9 protein-coding genes are annotated in these 19,921 nt (G+C 55.1%); 4 read left to right on the top strand and 5 right to left on the bottom strand.

Going from position 1 to position 19,921, the window contains the following annotated elements:
* Nucleotides 1–33: 33 nt before the first annotated feature.
* From OFAG_RS08980 to cadR, 4 genes are all read right to left on the bottom strand, one after another.
* Entirely contained in the window at nucleotides 34–1,428 is a 1,395-nt protein-coding gene (locus OFAG_RS08980; protein ID WP_005876569.1) for an MATE family efflux transporter, read from the bottom strand.
* A gap of 302 nt (nucleotides 1,429–1,730) precedes the next feature.
* On the bottom strand, nucleotides 1,731–3,044 hold the full coding sequence (gene hpnE, locus OFAG_RS08985; RefSeq protein WP_005876567.1) for a hydroxysqualene dehydroxylase HpnE: 1,314 nt from the start codon (nucleotides 3,042–3,044) through the stop codon (nucleotides 1,731–1,733).
* Entirely contained in the window at nucleotides 3,037–3,873 is an 837-nt protein-coding gene (gene hpnD / locus OFAG_RS08990) for a presqualene diphosphate synthase HpnD (RefSeq protein ID WP_005876565.1), read from the bottom strand. The genes hpnE and hpnD overlap by 8 nt, the downstream gene beginning before the upstream one ends.
* Nucleotides 3,874–3,959: 86 nt before the next feature.
* Nucleotides 3,960–4,445: a Cd(II)/Pb(II)-responsive transcriptional regulator gene (cadR, locus tag OFAG_RS08995; RefSeq protein WP_005876563.1), complete on the bottom strand. Its 486-nt coding sequence runs from the start codon at nucleotides 4,443–4,445 to the stop codon at nucleotides 3,960–3,962.
* 129 nt (nucleotides 4,446–4,574) lie between these two features.
* Here cadR and OFAG_RS09000 point away from each other — a divergent pair, with 129 nt between their 5' ends.
* The 4 genes from OFAG_RS09000 to OFAG_RS09015 all read left to right on the top strand — a co-directional run bounded on the left by OFAG_RS09000 (nucleotide 4,575) and on the right by OFAG_RS09015 (nucleotide 18,268).
* A complete protein-coding gene (locus OFAG_RS09000; protein ID WP_005876561.1) occupies nucleotides 4,575–6,938 on the top strand; it encodes a heavy metal translocating P-type ATPase in 2,364 nt (787 codons plus the stop codon).
* Between the two features lie 95 nt (nucleotides 6,939–7,033).
* Nucleotides 7,034–8,545 carry a DNA recombination protein RmuC gene (locus OFAG_RS09005; RefSeq protein WP_005876559.1) on the top strand — a complete coding sequence of 504 codons (1,512 nt, stop codon included), beginning with the start codon at nucleotides 7,034–7,036 and terminating at the stop codon, nucleotides 8,543–8,545.
* Between the two features lie 194 nt (nucleotides 8,546–8,739).
* A complete protein-coding gene (locus OFAG_RS09010; protein ID WP_020995169.1) occupies nucleotides 8,740–13,368 on the top strand; it encodes an EAL domain-containing protein in 4,629 nt (1,542 codons plus the stop codon).
* 301 nt (nucleotides 13,369–13,669) lie between these two features.
* Nucleotides 13,670–18,268: an EAL domain-containing protein gene (locus OFAG_RS09015; RefSeq protein WP_231371689.1), complete on the top strand. Its 4,599-nt coding sequence runs from the start codon at nucleotides 13,670–13,672 to the stop codon at nucleotides 18,266–18,268.
* A gap of 31 nt (nucleotides 18,269–18,299) precedes the next feature.
* Here OFAG_RS09015 and OFAG_RS09020 read toward each other — a convergent pair whose 3' ends face one another.
* The gene (locus OFAG_RS09020) at nucleotides 18,300–19,715 is read right to left on the bottom strand and encodes an FAD-binding oxidoreductase (protein WP_040721280.1); all 1,416 of its coding nucleotides are present in this window, start codon (nucleotides 19,713–19,715) and stop codon (nucleotides 18,300–18,302) included.
* Nucleotides 19,716–19,921: the final 206 nt, after the last annotated feature.

Raw genomic sequence — 19,921 nt, forward strand, 5'->3', positions numbered from 1 at the left:
AGGCTGTTTTCCCTTGCCTTGACCGGACTCCCGTCAGATCGCGGCGGCCCTGACATCGGCATAAAGATAACGGCTGACCAGAAGATAAGCTCCCCAGACCAGAATGCCTGTTACCACCCACGAGACCGGATAGACGACAAGCAGGGCGCTGAAAGAAGGGTAGAGCGGACAAACCAGATAAATCCACAAAAGACGCAGCAGACAGGTGCCGAATACCGTCAGAATCGTCGGCAATGTCGAACGGCCAAGCCCGCGCAGTGCCGAACCCGGAATTTCAAACGTGGCGGTAATGAACTGGAGCATCAAAAGCAGTTCCATCCGTTCGCTGGCAAACGCGGCCACCACCGGATCGGACGTAAAAAGCGAGATGAAAAACGCCTGTTGCCAGACAAAGAGGCACCCCATGACAGCCAGCGCCAGCGCCGACATGCCGAGCGTGAGCCGGAAAACACGGCGGCACCGTTCCATCTGGCGCGCCCCGTAGTTCTGTCCGATAAAGGTCACGGTCGCATTGCTGAAAGCCAGCACCACAAAATAGCTGTAGATTTCGAAATTCAGGGCAATGGCCGAACCGGCAACCGCGTCCGAACCGAACCGGTTGATCGCGGCCTGAATGAACAGGTTGGCGACCGAAAAAACCACGCCCTGCACGCCTGCCGGGACACCGATTCGCAAAATACGGGCCAGTTCCGGCCGGTGAATGCGCGCGTGCTTCAGATGCATCCGGTACGGATCGGCTTCGCGCCTCAGAATAAAGAGTATCATGGCGGCACTGACCACGAATGAAACAGCCGTGGCAATGGCCACTCCCGCCACACTCATATCGAAACCGATGACGAGAATCAGGTTCAGCACTGTATTGACGATACCGGAGACAATCAGGCAATACAGGGGCCGTTTGGTGTCGCCCATGCTGCGCAGAATGGCTGACCCGAAGTTATAGAAAATCATGAAAGGCATGCCCAGAAAAAATATCCGCAGATAGAGGACGGCCATGTCGAGAATGTTTTCCGGCGTATCGAGCAGAATCAGGACAGGCCGTGCGATGAGCATGCCCGCGATCAGGATCGCCAGACCGCAGACGATGGAGAGCACGCCAACGGTACTGATGGCGTCGCGAATGCCTTGCCGGTTTTTTTGGCCGATATAGTTGGCAATCAGCACATTGGCGCCAATGGAAATGCCGATAAACAGGTTGATCATCAGCCCGATAACCGGCCCGTTGGCGCCCACGGCGGCCAGCGCTTCGCTGCTGGAAAATTTGCCGACAACCGCGACGTCGATGGAATTGCACAGCTGCTGGAGCACGCTGCTCAAGGCCAGCGGCAAGGCAAAGAACAGGATCTTGTCGAACAGACTCCCTTCCAGCGGGTTGAGATGCCCGCCTTTTTTTCGGGATGGGTCAGTCTGTGTAGTCGTTTCTGTCATGGAGGGGATAACCCGGGCAAGTAAGCGCCGATGAATGGCGCGCACGCTATTCTAGATGAGCCGTGACCAATTGGACAGCGCACGGCAACAAACTGTTACCATTTCAGGGGTTGCCATTCATGGCAGTTTGGCTCGCCTGCCCGGCCGCGAGACAGGCCTGCCGCGTTCGCCTGACAGGATGGAATGCTTCAGACATCGGAACGCTTTCGTTGAAACAGAAAGGCTACCGGGGAGACAGGCAACAGGAAAATGTCCAGACAGACGCCGCTTTCCGGCAGGGAAAACCTTACCTCAACTCCCTGTCAAAGTGGCGATTTTGCCAAAATCCTGACGGCTTTCACGCCGCTGGAAACGGCCGATTCCAGCGTTCCCGGATACTCGCCGCTGACATAATCGCCTGCCAGAAGAAGACCGCGTTCGTCCAGAAGCGTACCCGGCCTGGCCAGACCGGCAAGACATTTGAACGTGGCTCTCTTTTCGGTAATCACACGCGACCAGAGGGGTGTTTCCAGTTCGGGGCGTCCGAAACTTTCCGCCAGCTGGCTTCCGATCCCGGCTGCCAGATCTTCTGTTCCGGTTTCGCCCACGGCGGACGAAACGCTGACCACGACAGCGAAAAGGCCGTCCTGCCCGTCGATAAAATGCCCCCGGTCGAAGACATACTGTCCCCATTGCCGCTTTTCCGGATAATCCAGCAAGGCGTAAAACGGCTGTTCGAGCCGGATAAAAGGGGGATATTGCAAATAGCAGGTCGTGACCGGTTCGAAGTCAAGCGCATCCAGCGCCGCCGTATCCGCCAGTCCGGACAACAGGGCGCCGGCAACGGGCGCGGAAGTCGCGACAATCACGGCGTCGTACCGTTTATCCGCCTTGCCGTCCAGTATCCAGTTTTTTCCGTCGAAAGCGATCTGGCGCACCGTCTGGCCCAGACGGATTTCACCGCCCTGCGCCGCGCAGTATTCAAGCGCTTTTTCGGGAAAAAGGGCGGAAAGATCGGTTTTCGGAATCAGCATGTCCGATGCAGCCCGCTTTTTTCCGAGACTGTCGCGCAAAACGGCCATGAACACGTTTGCGGAAGCTTCTTCAGGAGACGTATTCAGGGCGGCCAGACAAAGCGGACGCCAGAGCAGGGCATACAGTTTGGGCGTTTGCCGGAACTGTTCCAGCAGGCGAATCACCGGCCGGTCTTCCCCGATATCCCACCTGATCGCCCGGCACCTGGTGAAAAACCGGGCCAGCGCCAGCCGGTCTTCCGCGTCGAGTCCCGACGCTTTCAAAAGCCCTCCCGCCAGATGGAGGGGAGCGGGCCAGCGCGGCGTCACGAAGTCCATCGCTTTCGAGCAGGGCGGATAACGCATTTGCAGGGGCAGATTCAGAAAGACGGTACCGGGGTCGATTCCTATTTGACGCATCAGCCTCAGGGTTTCCCGGTAAGCGCCGAGAAGCATGTGCTGGCCGTTATCGGCCGCCATCCCTTCCAGAACCGTTTTCCGGGCACGGCCGCCGGGAATACGCGAGGCCTCGAAAAGGGTGACCCCGTAACCGGCCGATACGGCTTCCACCGCGGCGGCGCATCCTGCCCATCCCGCACCGATAACGGCAATTTCCTTATCCATTGAGCCAGGTTTTCCAGGCCAGCCAAAGCTTCCGGGATTTCGTCAGCGACACCCTTTCCGTCAGGACGGGGAAATCGCACCGTTCGATTTCACCCAGCAATTCCCGGTAAATCGTCGCCATCATGACGCCGGGCTTTTGCGCTTCCCGATCCGCTTCCGGCAACAGTGAAAACGCCTCCTCGTAAAGCCCTTGCGCCCGCGCTGCCTGAAATTGCATCAGTTTCCGGAAAGCCCCGGTATAACGCCGCTTGAAGAGATCGTCTTCCGTAACGCCGAACCGTTCCAGTTCGTCCTGCGGCAAATAGATTCTTCCCATACCGATATCTTCACCCACATCGCGGATGATATTCGTCAGCTGGAAAGCCAGTCCGAGTTTTTCCGCGTATTCCAGCGTATCCGCCTGGGTCACGCCGAAAATTTTCGCGGCTAAAATGCCGACAACGCCGGCTACATGCCAGCAATATTTTTCCAGTTCACCAAAACTCGCATAGCGTTTCCGGTCGAGATCCATCTCCATACCATCGACAATGGCACCCAGCTGGCTTTCCTCGATGGAAAACGCCTGAAGATGAGGCATCAGGGCCTGCGTAATCAGATGGTCAGGGTGGCCGGCATACATGTCGGCGATTTCCCGGCGCCAGCCGGCCAGTTTTCTCCGCGCCGATTCCGTATCCAGCGAACGGTCATCGACAATATCGTCCACCTCACGGCAAAAAGCGTACAGGGCCGTGATGGCTTTGCGGCGGACGGGCGGGAGGAACCGGAAACTGCCATAAAAACTGGAACCGCTTCCCGCCGCCTTGTGCTGGCAATACTGGTCTGGCAACATAAGTGCGGAATTGAAAAAGCAGAAACGCCATTATCCCGCAAAATGTCCGTCCGTCAAAACGGTTCCGGAAAACGGCCAGACGCTGTTCAATCCGTTTTCGGGCGCAAGACAGGCAAATCGCCCCCGTGCGTCCGCGGGACATGCGTGCAGTCCGCCCCCTTTTCGTGAGCCGCGCCGGACACCGGACAGGAAAGTGCATTCAAAATGCCGCAACTGGCGACGTCGCTGGCCTCGCGACAACTGCCCCGCAGCGTCCTGAGCTGTTTTTCCAGCTTTTTCAGATCCCGGATCCGCTCGGCGACGTGCCCGATATGCTCGTCCAGAAGCGCGTTGACCCTGTCGCAACTTTCTTCCGGCCTGTCCTTGAAATGCAGGAGAACGCGGATTTCATCCAGCGTCATGTCCAGCGAACGGCAGTGGCGGATGAAAAGCAGGCGTTCCACATGCACTTCCGTGTAAACCCGGTAATTGCTGCCCGTTCTTCCGATTTTCGGCAACAGTCCCGCTTTTTCGTAATAACGGATCGTCTCGACCGGCATGCCCGTCTTTTGCGCCAGTTCACCGATTTTCATGTCATGGCTCCTTTCCCCTGGCGTGACCGGAATTCCGGCCATTCCCAAATTATCCCGAAAAGTATTATATCCGCACTTGACTCTAAAGCGGCTACAGGGTTTTCAATAGAGGAAAACGGGAGAAAAACCATGACACACGACTCTTTCGACAAACGGGAACACCCTCATGCCGATGAGGGCGCCTCTCATGAACCGGCCGGCGAACGACACGCGCACGTTCACGCGTCTCATGCGCATTCCCATCACGATCACGGGCATGCCCATCATCGCCATTCCGATGGGAAAGAGGAGCACGACCATTCCCATACTCTTTCCCACACCCATGCGCATGGCGGATGCGGCGCCTCGTGCCCTCCCGGCTTTTTCGGAGCGGATATCCAGACGGCGCACCCGAAAGGACAGGCCGTTTTCTATATCGGCAGCATGGATTGCTCGGTCGAGGAAAACGATATCCGGAACATCCTGTCGAAAATAAAAGGCATCCGGAGCCTGAACTTCCAGCTTGCTTCCCGCACCCTGTCCATTGACGCCGACAGCGAAACGGTGGAAAAAAGCGTCGCCGCCATCAAAAAGGCCGGGTACCGGCCCGAACGCATCGTGACCGACGGCCCGGAAATCAGCGTTCCCAAAAAGGAAGAGCGGGTCTGGCATCTCTGGCTGGCCTTGACGATCGCCGGCTTCGTCGAAGTCCTGCATTTTTTCGCCGGCGACATTACCATCGTCAAAATCGGGGGAATGGCCCTGTCCGCCGTCGCCATCTGGCTGGCGGGCTTTTCCACTTACCGCAAGGGGCTGGCCGCGCTTCTGGAAAGGCGGCTCAACATCAATGCCCTGATGACGGTGGCTGTCACAGGCGCTTTCCTGATCGGCCAGTGGCCCGAGGCCGCGATGGTCATGGCGCTTTACGCGATCGCCGAAATGATCGAGGCCCGGTCAGTCGATCGCGCCCGAAACGCCATCCGCAACCTGCTTGACCTGACGCCGCCGACCGCCGAAATCCGGAATGAAAACGGGATATGGACGGCCATACCGGTCAAAAACGTCACGCTAAACACCCTTGTCAGAATCCGCCCCGGCGACCGCATTCCGCTGGACGGCGTCGTTTCCGGCGGGAGCGGGACAGTCGATCAGTCTCCCGTGACAGGCGAGAGCATTCCGGTTGACAAGAAACCCGGGGATTCCGTTTTTGCCGGCACGATCAACCAAACCGGCATACTCGAATTCCGGGTGACGGCGCTTTCCGGCGACACGGTCGTCGCCCGCATCATCAAGGCCGTTGAAGAAGCGCAGGAAACCAGCGCGCCGACCCAGCGTTTCGTGGACAAGTTCGCCGCCATCTATACACCACTGGTCTTTCTGTTTGCGCTTGGCGTGGCGCTTGTCACGCCATTCCTCTTTGGCTGGACATGGCTTGAAGCGCTCTACAAGGCGCTGGTGATGCTGGTTATCGCCTGTCCCTGCGCGCTGGTGATCGCCACACCGGTCACCGTCGTCAGCGGACTGGCGGCGGCGGCACGCCGCGGCATCCTGATGAAAGGAGGCGTCTATCTGGAAGAGGCGCGCACCCTCAAAGTCGTGGCGCTGGACAAGACCGGCACGGTCACCGAAGGCAAACCGCGACTTCTGGACGTACAAATCGTCGCATCCGGCTTGCCGGAAAACGACATACTCGACTGGGCGGCCAGTCTTGCCGACAGTTCCGGCCATCCCGTCTCAAAAGCGATTGCCGCCGGACTGCACCGCACGGCACGAGCTGTTGCCCATTTCACCGATCTGCCGGGCAGGGGAGTGAAAGGGACCGTCGAAGGCCAGGCGCTCGTCATGGGCAACCATCGCCTGATCGAGGAAAAGGGCCTGTGCCGGCCTGCCATTCATGCATTGCTGCTCGAACACGAAAGACAGGGCCATACCGTGACGGTACTCGCGTCCGACACTGAAGCGCTCGCCGTTTTCGCGGTCGCCGACACCATCAGGGAAACGTCCCGCGAAGCGCTGGCCGCGCTGAAAAAGAAAGGAATCGTCACCGTCATGCTGACCGGCGACAATGAAACGACCGCAAAAACGATTGCGGCCGAAGCGGGCATTGAAAACGTCCGCGGCAACCTCTTGCCCTCGGAAAAACTGGACGCCGTTCGCGAACTGCAAAGACGGTTCGGTGACACCGCCATGATCGGGGATGGCATCAATGACGCGCCCGCGCTGGCCCATGCCGATATCGGCATCGCCATGGGCGAGGCCGGCACCGACATTGCCGTGGAAGCGGCCGATGTGGTCATCATGAACGACGATCTGCGCCGGATTCCCCAGATGATCGAGTTGTCGGCCGGCACCTATTCGATTCTCTGGCAGAACATTGTGATCGCGCTGGGCATCAAGCTCGTTTTCTTCGCGCTGGCCCTGTTCGGATCGGCAACGATGTGGATGGCGGTTTTCGCCGACATGGGCGCCAGCCTGCTGGTGCTGCTAAACGGCTTGCGCGCCCTCAAAAAATAAGAATGCGGGACAGTCAAACCGGGTAAAATAGCGCGGGACGGCAGGGGAGCCAACGACTTTCAGTCCTGCCGGAAAACGCTATCCGGAACGAGTCCATGAATGAAACGCTTTTATATCTCCTGATCTTTCTCGCCACTGCCTGTCTTATCCTTTTGCTGATCCAGCTTTTCCGGCAGGCGCGGCAACCGGCTTCTTCCGTTTCGCTGGATGGGTGGCGGCAACAGCTGGAACAGGCCATGCAAGCCGTCGGCGAACGGACGGAACGGCAATTGCGCGAACAGGTGCTGATGAGCGCGCAGGGAACCCGGCAGGAGCTGACCGCGTCACTTGCCCAGTTCCAGCAAGGCGTCACCCAGCAGATGACAAACGTTTCAACCCTCCAGAACGGCCAGATACGCGCCTTTTCCGAACAGCTTGCCCGCTTGACGGCGGGAAACGCCGAACAGCTTGAAAAAATGCGGGAAAACATCGCCGCACAAGCCCTTTTCACCCGTCAGGAACAGTCGGACGCCATGAAACGCTTCGGCGACACGCTGCACCAGACCCTCACATCGCTGACGGAATCGAATGCGAAACGCATGACCGAAGTCCGGGCCGTTCTGGAAGAAAAAATACGCGAACTGCAAACCGACAATGCGGCAAAGCTGGAAGAGATGCGCAAAACGGTCGATGAAAAACTGCATGCCACGCTGGAACAGCGGCTGGGCGAATCGTTCCGGCTCGTTTCCGAACGGCTGGAAAAAGTGCATCAGGGACTGGGCGAAATGCACCAGCTGGCCATGGGAGTGGGCGACCTGAAAAGGGTGCTGACCAATGTGAAAACCCGCGGCACCTGGGGAGAAGTCCAGCTGGAAATGCTGCTCGAACAGCTCATGACGCCGAACCAGTACGCCAAAAACGTGGAAACGGTTCCGGGTTCCGGCGCGTTCGTCGAGTTCGCCATCAGGCTGCCCGGCAAACACGATGAATCCGCTCCCGTCTGGCTGCCGGTCGATGCCAAATTCCCGAAAGAACAGTACGAGCGTCTGATGGAAGCCTCCGAAGCCGCTGACGCCGACGGGGTAGCGCAGGCGGGGAGGGAACTGGAACGGGCTATCCGGCTTCAGGCCAAAACGATTGCCGACAAATACCTTTCGCCGCCGCATACGACCGATTTCGCCCTGCTGTTTTTACCGACAGAAGGGCTTTACGCCGAAGTCATGCGCCGTCCCGGCCTCTCCGACGAATTGCAGCGCACCTGCCGGATCAGCATCGCCGGGCCATCCACCCTGTCAGCGCTTTTGAACAGCCTGCAAATGGGATTCCGGACACTGGCGCTGGAAAAAAGATCGTCCGAAGTCTGGGAAATACTGGGCGCCGTCAAAACCGAATTCGCCAAGTTCGGATCGGTACTGGACGCGACCAAAAAAGTACTGGAACGCGCCGCGAAAAACATCGACGACGCCCAGATCCGGACCCGCCAGATGTCGCGCAAACTGAAGACTGTCGAAGCGCTGCCGGAAAACAGGGCGGAAGAATTGCTGGGCATCGAAGGACTTCCCGGCGACAGCAAACAGGCCGGCGAGCCAAGAGTCAAACCGGCCGAAGGACTGCCGTTGTCGCAATAAAAGAACAATTCCTGGAAACGGCCTCAAAAAAATCGTTTAAGCTCATGATTTTTATTTATTTTATCTGACACATTCGTCAGCATAAAAGAAATTGCCGTTTAGCAAAAAATAACAATACGTGAGATAATCTTTCCTGAAAGTAATTAAACGACCGTCTATAAGCTGCCGATTTCAAACGTACCGCACTTTTAATAATGACCCAGTTCAAGCAATGGATGCAGGACGCCCCGGTACGACCGGTACGGATTACCCTGATTTATTTCATTTTCGGTCTGTTGTGGATGCTGGCCTGCTGTTTCATCGGCATTAACACCGACTGGAAAAACGATGAATTGCTTTTTGTTCTTTTTGCGAACCGCTTTTTATACGCCGTTCTCTCGTCGCTGTTCCTTTACGTCTTGTTGCGGAAGATAAAAACCTTTCCCGCTATCGGAAAATGGAATTTGTCACCGAAAAAACTGGTCGTCGCCAATTTTCTTTTCTGTCTGTTCTGGATCGCTTTCATCCGTCTGTTCACTTATCTGGCGCTGGACGATTTCACGCTCCGTGCCCAGTTCATCTATGTTTCCGGCCTGCTTTTGATCGGCTGCTCTTCCGTTTTCCTGTTTCTGCTTTTAAGTTCGATCCAGAACCGGGCCGATGCGAACCGTCAGGACACGCCTTTCGTACTGCCCCGCAACGCTTACCGGATCATGCTGGCATTCGTGTGTCTTGCCCTGTCCATCCCCCTTATCAGCTTTCTTTTCATCGAACTTTTGACGCCAAAGATCGAAAAAAACGCTTTTTCGGAACTGGAAATGTCATCCGGCATCCGGGCAAAGCAACTGGAAGGCTGGCTTGACGAACGCGAGCATTCCACTTTCCTGACGCTGACCAGTCCCGGCTTCATTGACGATGTCAGAAAACTGCAAACCACCCGAAGTCCGGCAGCGAAAACCGCTATCCTCGCCAGGCTCGAATCCCTGAAAACAGCCCAGCAATACGACTCCCTGATCCTTTTCGATGCGCAACGCCATCCGCTCTTTTCAGTCGGCAAACCGGTCAACAGGTCTTATCTGAACAGGCAGATCGACAACGCGGCCGGCAAAACTTATGAAGAGCTGAACAAAAAAGACAAGAACCGGCGCGATTTCATCGTGCCACTCTATTTCATCAGCACCAGCGTTCCGCTTGGCTGGGTCTATGTCAAACTGGACGAACAGGCCTATCTGTCCGCCTACCTCGATCACTGGGCGAGAGATATCGCGAACAAGCGCATCCTTCTGATCGACCGGGAAGGGAACGATTTCATGCTTTACCGGACGGAACAGGACGAGTCCGGCAAGGTCGTTGTCAGATCGTACAACGCAACCGGCAATGTTCTGCCGCAGGCCATTGCAGCAGGCGAACGCCGCGTCAAGGGGCCGACACTGTATAAGGAGATCGCCCTGGCGGCCTGGCATCCGGTTGAGGGAATGGACTGGTATGCCGTTGTCAAGATCGACCGGAAAAACCTGATGGCCCCGGTGCGCAGTCTCGCGCTCTGGTTCAATCTGGCTTTCATCACCATCCTGATCATTTTCGGGATTGTCCTGCTGTTTATCTGGCATATGGTCCAGCGTTCCCAGCTCATCGCCTCCGATCTCCGGGAAAAACAGCTGCTGAACAATTTTTACACACTGCCCTTTATCGGAATGGGGATCCTTTCGGTTTCCCTGGACAAATGGATCCACTTCAACGACAAGCTGTGTGAAATTTTCGGTTACACACCGGAAGAATTCGGGAAAAAAGGATGGAACGAACTGTGCGACACGCCCTGTGCCGAAGAAAACCGGGGCATCGAATCGCTGAAACGGGGAGACATCGACGAATTCCGGGAGGAAAAAGCGTTCCGGCGCAAAAACGGCAGAAACGCCATCGCGGAAGTCCATTTCAGATGTGTCGCGAAAGACGACGGAGCCCCCGACTATCTGGTCGTGACTGTCGAAGACATCACCGAACGCAAGAAAGCGCAAACGGAAATCTATCGCCTAAGCCAGCTGTACGCGACGCTTTCCCACTGCAATCAGGCCATCGTCCATTCCAAAACGGAAAAGGAACTCTTCCAACAGATTTGTTACGGTATCGTGCACTACAGCGGGCGACGTTTCACCATGGCCTGGGTAGGGCTGATCGACGAAAACGCCGAAAAGGTCGATATGACTGTTTCATACGGCATACCGGAAGAACTTGCCGAACCTTTCCGCACCATGAGTATCGTTTCGCGATTCGACAACATCCGTGAAAACAGTCCGGCAGGTATTGCCATCCGTGAAAAACGAACCGTCTGGATACAGGACGTCTGGAAAGATCCGTTTCTGGCAAACTGGATCGAACTGTTCAATAAAATGGAAATCCGCTCCCTGGCCGCGTTTCCCCTGTATCAGGACGGAAAAACCATCGGCGTGCTGAAAGTGTATTCGCCGGAACCGGAATCCTACGACGCCCAGTCCAAAAACCTTCTGACGGAAATGACCAGCGACATCAATTTCGCGCTTGACAATTTCTTTCACGAAGCCCTCCGGAAACAGACGCAAAAAGAACTGGAAGAAAGCGAAAACAACTACCGGCGGCTTTATACCGAACGCATGCAGGCCGAAGAAGAAGTGCAGCGCCTGAACCGGCTGTATGCCGCGCTTTCCCAGTGCAACCAGTCCATCATACGCTGCAAAAACGAACGGGAACTGTTTACGCAAATCTGCGAGGACATTGTCGAATACGGCCAGATGAATCTGGTCTGGGTCGGGCTTGTCGATAAAAAGACACAGGATATCGTTCCGGTGGCGTCTGCCGGCGAACACCAGGATTACCTGAAAGGGCTCTATATCAATGTATTGCCCGATCACCCGGCCGGACAGGGACCGGCCGGTCAGGTCGTCCGTGAAAACAAGCCGATCTGGATGCAGGATTTCCTGCATGAACCGGCCATGAAGCACTGGCAGAAACACATCGAGCACTTCAAATGGCGTTCGTCAGCCATCCTGCCATTGCACAGAAACGGCAACGTCATCGGCGTCATGTTCTTTTATTCAAACGTTCTGAATGCCTTTACCGAGTCGTCGCAACGGCTTTTGCTCGAACTGGTGGAAGACATCGATTTCGCGCTGGAACACTTCGAAAAGGAAGAGCAGCTCCAGCTCTCGGCGCAGATATTCGCCCAGAGCAGCGAAGGAATCATGCTTCTTGACCCCAATTGCCATATCGTCATGGTCAACAGCGCCTTCACCCACATTACCGGTTACAGCGAGGAAGAAACACTGGGCCGCAATCCCAAAATGCTGGCTTCCGGCCAGCACGACCGGAACTTTTACGCCACGATGTGGGAAGCGATTGAAACGGAAGGGCGCTGGCAGGGCGAAGTGTGGAACCGGCGCAAGGACGGAAGCCTTTATCCGGAATGGTTGCTGATCCAGACCATGCGCGACTCCCGGGGCACTCTGACGCACTACATCGGAACCTTCACCGATCTGACCGAACGGAAGGAAACGGAAGAACGCGTCCAGTGGCTTGCCCATTTCGATCCCCTGACCGGCTTGCCCAACCGGACGCTTCTGCATATCCGGAGCAATCTGGCCATCAGTCTGGCACAACGCCGTCATGAACCGCTTGCCCTGATGTTCCTCGATCTGGACAACTTCAAAAACGTCAACGATTCGCTGGGCCACGGTGTAGGCGACGAACTGTTGAAACAGTTTTCGCAGCGGCTGGTGAACGCGGTCCGGGAACAGGACACGATTTCCCGGCTCGGCGGCGACGAATTCGTTCTGGTATTGCCCGGCACCGATACGGACGGAGCGGCCTATCTGGCAGAACGGCTTTTGAATATCGCGGCCCGGCAATACAACATCGAACGGCATGAAATCAACCTGACTGTTTCAATCGGTATCGCGATGTACCCCACAGACGGCACCGACTTCGATACCCTCTGGCGCAGCGCCGACGCCGCCATGTACCGCGCCAAACAGAGCGGCCGGAACGACTACTGCTTTTTCACCACTGAAATGCAGGCGCGTTCCGCCAGAACGCTTCAGATCGACAATGCGCTGAGAAGAGCGCTCGAACGAAATCAGTTCAGCCTTGTCTATCAGCCCCAACTCTCCTTAAACACCAACCGGATCGTCGGCTTCGAGGCGCTTATCCGGTGGACACATCCCCAGTTCGGCAACACGCCGCCGGACGAGTTCATCCCGATCGCCGAATCGAACGGCCAGATCATTCCGATCGGGGAATGGGTATTGAAAACCGCTGTCCGGCAATTGCGCCTCTGGCAGGACAACGGCCTGAAAGACGTGACGATATCCGTCAATCTCTCCGCCGTCCAGTTCCGCCATCCGCGCTTGCCCGAGCTTGTCATGGCCATTCTGGAAGAAGCGGGCGTTTCGCCGGAATGTCTCCAGCTCGAACTGACCGAAGGGGTAGCCATGGAAAATCCCCTGGCGGCCATTACCGTCATCGACGAACTGCGCAAGAAAGGCATCCGTATCTCGATCGACGACTTCGGAACGGGCTATTCCTCGCTGACCTACCTGAAACGGTTCAACGTTTACAGTCTCAAAATCGATCGCTCATTCGTTCAGGATTTGCCGAACGATACCGAAGACATGGCGATCGTCTCAGCCGTGATCTCACTGGCCGACAGTCTGGGCATGATAACGGTGGCCGAAGGTGTCGAAACGAAAGAGCAGCTCGAATTCCTGCGCTCCAGAGGCTGCACCGAAATCCAGGGGTATTATTTGTCCCGTCCGCTTCAGGCCGATGCTGTTTTTTCCTTTATTGAAGATGATCATATGAAAACGATTTCCTGATTTCCTATCGTTTTACTACGAAATGTCGCAGGAGAGCCACGAAACGTGGCTCTTTTTTTATGCAAATTTTTTATTTTTCCTTTTAAAAACATGCATTTATTTTGAATTTAAACTATTTTGCAAAAAAGTTTCCAACTGATGTGCAAAATTATAAATACATGTAATAATGTTTCCCCGTGGAAATATTGCCATTCTTTAAACAACATGCCGATCAGTTAACCAGAAAAATCCAGGGTTAGAAATGACAGACAAGATATTGAACACTTTACGGCTTGCAGAACAGTTCCGGCGGGGAAAACCGATGAGCATTGGCAAAACGGCACTGTTCTTTGCGGTCGGCACTTCCTTTTACATCCTGTGTACGATTTATTTTCTGTCTCTTCTTTCAGAAGAAATCCTGCTGAAATTCCATTTGTTCGGCATTGTCGGATTTGTTTTTGTGATTTTCAGCACGCTTTTACTTCACTTTCTGCTGGCAAAAAGCGAACTGGCCGGTTTCCTGTCCCATCGCCGGGCCATCGTTTTCACCTATCTGTTCCTGACATCGCTTTACTTTCTGGTAGCCGATATTTTCGTTTACCACAATCCCGAAAATTCCGGAACCCTGCTTGAATTCACCCTGAAGACAAACCTGGCGCTAGCCGGCATTTCAAGCTGTTTTCTCTATCTGTTTCTCTGGCATTTCGACGAATCCCGCTCTTTGAAAGCCGAAAAACCGAATTTGTGGCGCAAAACCGGCGATTACCGTCTCGCCGCGATTTTTCTGGGACTGCTGCTTATTATTCCCCTTATCAGTTTCGGGCTTCCCAAGCTGTACAGTTCGCATCTGGAAAAGGAAACGCTCGCCAATTTGCAGGCGAAAGTCCAGGCAAAAGCCCAACATATCGAAAGCTGGCTGAAGGAACAGCGGGAAATCGGGTCGGTTGTCCTAAGCAGTGCCTTTTTCCGGCAAAGTTTTGAAAAATGGCGTTTCGATAACAGTCTGATCGCAAAAATGGATGTGGTCGATTTTTTGAAAACCCTTAAGAACGCCCAGCAATACAAGAGCATCAAAATCATTGACCCGAAAGGAAACGAACTGCTTTCGCTCGGTGAAAACCTGAGGCTGGAAGAGGATAACCGGCTGGCCTTGCTGGAACTGATGAACCGCCCTCATGTCCGGAAGATCCGGCACAACATCTATTCGCAGGGCAAGTCGGGCTTTGAAATGGTCATCCCCTACATACTGACAGACCGGACGCAGGAAGCGATGGGCGCCGTACTGATCGCTTACGATCCCGAGGATTATTTTTCACAGCATTTCGACAGCTGGATTGCTTCCCATCCGGGAAGGGAAGTGGTTTTGCGCCGGCAAGTGGGCGACAAGGCCATCATGCTGACGATCAAATCTTCCGAAAACGGAAACAGTGCCGTTCACACCACCTTAAAAAACCATGAAATCGTCTCTCCGTTACCGGCCGGTTCCGATACAGGACACGGTATCGGCAACGACTACAATCAGACCAAGGTATTTGCGGCATGGAATAACATCGACGATACTGACTGGAAGCTCATCTTCAAATACGATTACAACAAGGCCATCCGTTCCATGCAGAATTCGGCTTTCGGGGTTGCCATCATTACCTTTTTTGCGGTTCTGGTCATCGGTCTTGCCCTGCTTCTGATATGGAAGATGCATCAGAAAACCCAAAATCTCGCCCGCAAGATCAGGAAAGACAAACTGCAGGACAATTTCTACACCATGCCGTTTATCGGCATGGCGATCCTGTCACCCCGGATGGATTGCTGGCTTCAATGCAACGACAAAATCTGCGACATTCTCGGCTACACAAAAGAAGAAATGACGCTCAAAAGCTGGCAGGACATTTGCTTCCGTCCCGATACGGAAGAAGAACGATCCCAGCTGATCGCCCTGAAAGAAGGCGTGTCGGAAGAAATCCACACCGAACGGGAACTCATCTGCAAAAACGGCGACGTCGTTCTTGTCGATATGCACGCCCGTTGCGTCAGGAACCGGGACAAGTCCCCGGACTATTTCGTTGTCACGTTCGAAGACATCACCCGGCAAAGGCAATCCGAACGGCAAGTGTCGAGACTGTCCCAGCTAAATACGATCCGGAGCCATTGCTCCTACGCGATAGCCCGCAGCAAAACCGAAATCGAACTGTTCGAAAACATCTGCCGGATCGTGGTACATCACAGCAATGTCAAAATGGCATGGATCGGCCTGATCGACGAACCGACAGGCATGGTCAAGACCGGCGCAAAATACGGCGATGGGGTGGCCTTTCTGGAAGAAATCGTCATTTCCGTCGATGAAAACCATCCAAATGGCCATGGAACCGTCGGAAGGGCGGTGCGTTCCGGAAAACCCTGCTGGAATCAGGATTTCCAGCAGGATCCGCTGTGCGCGCCCTGGCACAAGCGTTCCATCCGGAACCATGTCCAGTCTGTCGCTTCGCTGCCCTTGCACAAAAACGGGAAAATCACCGGTGTTTTCCTGCTCGCTTCGGAGCGTACCGATGCGTTCGATCCGTCTGTGCAGAATCTGTTGGTGGAAATCGCAAACGATATCGACTTTTCACTTGAGAACTTTCATCGGGAACACATCAGGAGCAAGGCGGAAAACGAATTGCGCAATCTGTATGTGGAAAGCAAAGTGGCCGAAGCAGAAATCCGGCGTTTGAACCAGCTCTACGCTATTCTGGGCTACTGCAATCAGGCCGTTGCCAGATGCTCGACGCAGGATGAACTGTTCCGGCAGATCTGCCGGATCGTCACGCAATACGGCGCCATGAAGGTAGCCTGGATCGGGCTGGTCAACGAAGAAAACAAGGTTTACCCTGTCGCATCCGAAGGCGCTTCTCCCGCTGCGATCATTCAGGCAATGGACGTGATCAGCCGTACCGACCTGACCATGACGCAGGGTATCATCCGAAAGGCGCTCAAGGAAGACAAGCCGGTCTGGGTGCAGGATTTCGACAGCGATCCGATCTGCGATATCCTTCGCAATTCCACCATCTGGAAAGACGTCACCAAAGAAAACCAGATTCATGCCATCGCCTGTCTGCCGCTTCACAAGAACGGAAAAACCATTGGCGTATTGAGCCTGAATGCCGCTGAAACCTACGCTTTCGACATCGCCGCCCAGAAATTGCTGAAAGAACTCGTCACCAGTATCGATTTCGCTCTGGACAATTTCGACAGAAAACAGCAGCTTCAGCTTTCCGCACAGATTTTCACGCAAAGTAACGAAGGCTTGATGCTGCTGGACAGTGCCTGCCACATCGTGATGGTGAACAAGGCGTTTACCACGATTACCGGTTACAGCGACACCGAGGCGCTGGGACACAATCCGCGCATTCTGTCCTCGGGACGACACGACCGGGATTTTTACGAAAACATGTGGAACCGGATCGACAAGCACGGTTCATGGCAGGGCGAAATCTGGAACAGACGCAAGGATGGCACTTTCTATCCCGAATGGCTGTCGATCCAGACCATGCGGGATTCATTCGGCAAGCTGACCCATTACATCGGACTTTTCGCCGACATGACCGAACGCAAAAAAACGGAAGAAAAAGTGCAGTGGCTTGCCCACTTCGATGCCCTGACAGGGCTGCCGAACCGCACATTGCTGCGAGACCGGAGCAATCTGGCGATCAGTCTGGCCCAGCGCCGCCACGAACCGCTCGCCCTGATGTTTCTCGATCTGGACGGCTTTAAAAACGTCAACGATTCACTGGGTCACAATACTGGCGACGAATTGCTGAAACAGTTTGCCTCCAGACTGAAGAGCGTCGTGCGCGAACAGGACACCGTCTCACGGCAGGGAGGCGATGAATTCGTTCTGGTTCTCCCGAATACCGATACCGGCGGCGCAACCAGCATTGCGGAAAAACTGCTGGCCATTGCGGCGGAACCCTATCACATCGAACCGCACGAACTGAACCTGACCGCTTCCATCGGCATCGCCATGTACCCCGCAGACGGAATTGATTTCGACACCCTCTCGTGCAGTGCCGACACGGCCATGTACCGGACAAAACAGGGCGGGCGGAACAATTACTGTTTTTTCACCACGGAAATGCAGGCCAGATCGGCACGCATGCTGGAACTCGACAGCGCCCTTCGCCGTGCCCTGGAACGTGAACAGTTCACCTTGCATTACCAGCCGATCATGTCGTTAAAACATCACATCATCGTCGGTTTCGAAGCGCTCTTGCGCTGGGAACATCCGCAACTGGGCCCCGTTTCTCCCGAAGAATTCATTCCTGTTGCCGAATCGAACGGCCAGATTATCCCGATCGGCGAATGGATTTTAAGATCGGTTATCAGCCAGCTGAGAAAATGGATCGATGCCGGGCACGAAGAAATCATGGTTTCGGTCAATCTCTCCGCTATCCAGTTCCGCGACAGAAGGCTATCCGATATGGTATCCACCCTCCTGAAAGAAGCGCAGGTCAGTCCGGACAGGCTGGTTCTGGAATTGACGGAAGGCGTTGCCATGGAAAAACCGGACGCCGCCATCGTGGTCGTGGACAGTCTCAAGGAACGCGGCGTCAAGGTTTCCGTTGACGATTTCGGAACGGGGTATTCTTCTTTGGCCTATCTCAAACGATTTTCCGCGCACAGTCTTAAAATCGACGGTTCGTTCATCCGGAACATTCCGGACGATACCGAAAACATGGCCATTGTCAGCGCAATCGTCTCGCTGGCCAAAAATCTCGGCATCAAAACGATTGCAGAAGGCGTCGAAACGGAGGAACATATCGCTTTCCTGACAGAAATCGGCTGCACGGCCATTCAGGGACATTATCTTTCCAGACCGATGACCGCCGACGCGGCCAGTGATTTCCTGAACGCCGCCCTGGCAAACCGGACAATGAAGTTTTCCTGAACGTGAGAGTGATGAGAAGGGTGGGGTATTGCTACGGCAATACCTTGCCCGGATTCATCAGATTGTCCGGATCGAACGCTTCCCTGATTTTCCGCATCATCCGGATTTCCACATCGCTTTTATACTCCGCATTCCGCTCGTGTTTCAGCGCGCCCAGACCGTGTTCGGCCGAAATGGCGCCCTGCATGCGGTCGACGCTGTCATAAACGATCCGGTTGACTTCATCCTGACGCATCAGAAAGGCATCGTCGGAAACGCCTTTTGGCGCCGCCACGTTGTAATGCAGGCTGCCGTCGCCCAGATGGCCGAACGTCACCGTGCGGCACCCCGGAAAATACTGCTGAAGCTGCCGGTCGGTCGTTTCGATAAACTCGGCGAACAGGGAAGTGGGGACGGCGATATCGTGCTTGATGTTCTTGCCTTCCTTTGCCTGCGCGGCAGAAATGTTTTCGCGCAGTGCCCACATCGAACGGGACTGGGAAACCGTTTGCGAGAGCGCCGCGTCGCAGATAACACCTTCCTCAATGGCATACTGGAGCAGCTTTTCAAACCGTTCTCCAAGCTGTCCTTCCGGTTCGGTGCCGGACAGTTCCAACAGCACATAATAGGGCCGCTCCAGCGGCAGGGGTGGCAAAAGATGCGGAAAATGCCGGACGACCAGTTCGAGGCTGTATCCGGACATCAGTTCAAACGTCGTCAGCGAACTGTCGGCGACCTTTTGCGCAATCGCCAGAAGCTGCAATGCATCGGCGGGCGAAGACAGGGCGACGAAAGCGGTCTGCCGTGTCGTTGGCCGCGGGAAAAGCTTCAGGACGGCAGCCGTGATAATGCCCAGCGTGCCTTCCGAACCGATGAACAGATCGCGCAAATCGTATCCGGTATTGTTTTTGCGGAGTTTGTAGAGCCCGTCCCAGACAGCGCCGTCAGCCATGACCACTTCCAGTCCCAGGCACAAGTCTCTGGCTGTCCCGTAACGCAACACCGCCGTTCCGCCGGCATTGGCCGCCAGATTGCCGCCGATAGTGCATGAACCCGAAGACGCCAGCGACAGCGGAAACATCCGGTCGGCTTCCAGCGCCGCGGAATGCACGTCGTCAAGAATGCATCCCGCCTCAACGGTCATGGTATTGTTTTTCACATCGATTTCGCGTATCCGTTTCATGCGCGCCAGTGACAAAACGACCGCTTTTCCCGAGGTATCCGGAACGCTTCCCAGGACGAGTCCGGTATTGCCCCCTTGTGGAACGACCGGAACCCTGTACTGTTTGCACAGCCTGACAAGATCGGCGACTTCCCGCGTATTGCCCGGCAAAACAACAGCAAGCGCTTTTCCCGCATACCGTTTCCGGTAATCGGTGACGTAGGAAGCCATTTTTTCAGGAACGCTGATAACATGGGCGTTTCCGACCCGTTTCCTGCAAAGTTCGATAAAAGAAGACTGTGCCATAAAAAGGATAATGAAATAGGTTTTCCGTCCGGCGCTGTTTTTCCGGGAAAAACAGCCGTTCCCGGCCACCGGCAGCCCTGTCGCGAAACCGGGTTTATCGCTCAAAATCAATATCGGACTGTCCGGCACATGATAAAACAATTTTTCCCGACTGCCTTCCCGGCCACGGTTTCATTTTAAAATGTTTTTATGGACAAACCGGACTT

It is taken from the genome of Oxalobacter paraformigenes, assembly GCF_000158475.2.
In the GTDB taxonomy this organism is placed as follows: Bacteria; Pseudomonadota; Gammaproteobacteria; order Burkholderiales; family Burkholderiaceae_D; genus Oxalobacter; species Oxalobacter paraformigenes.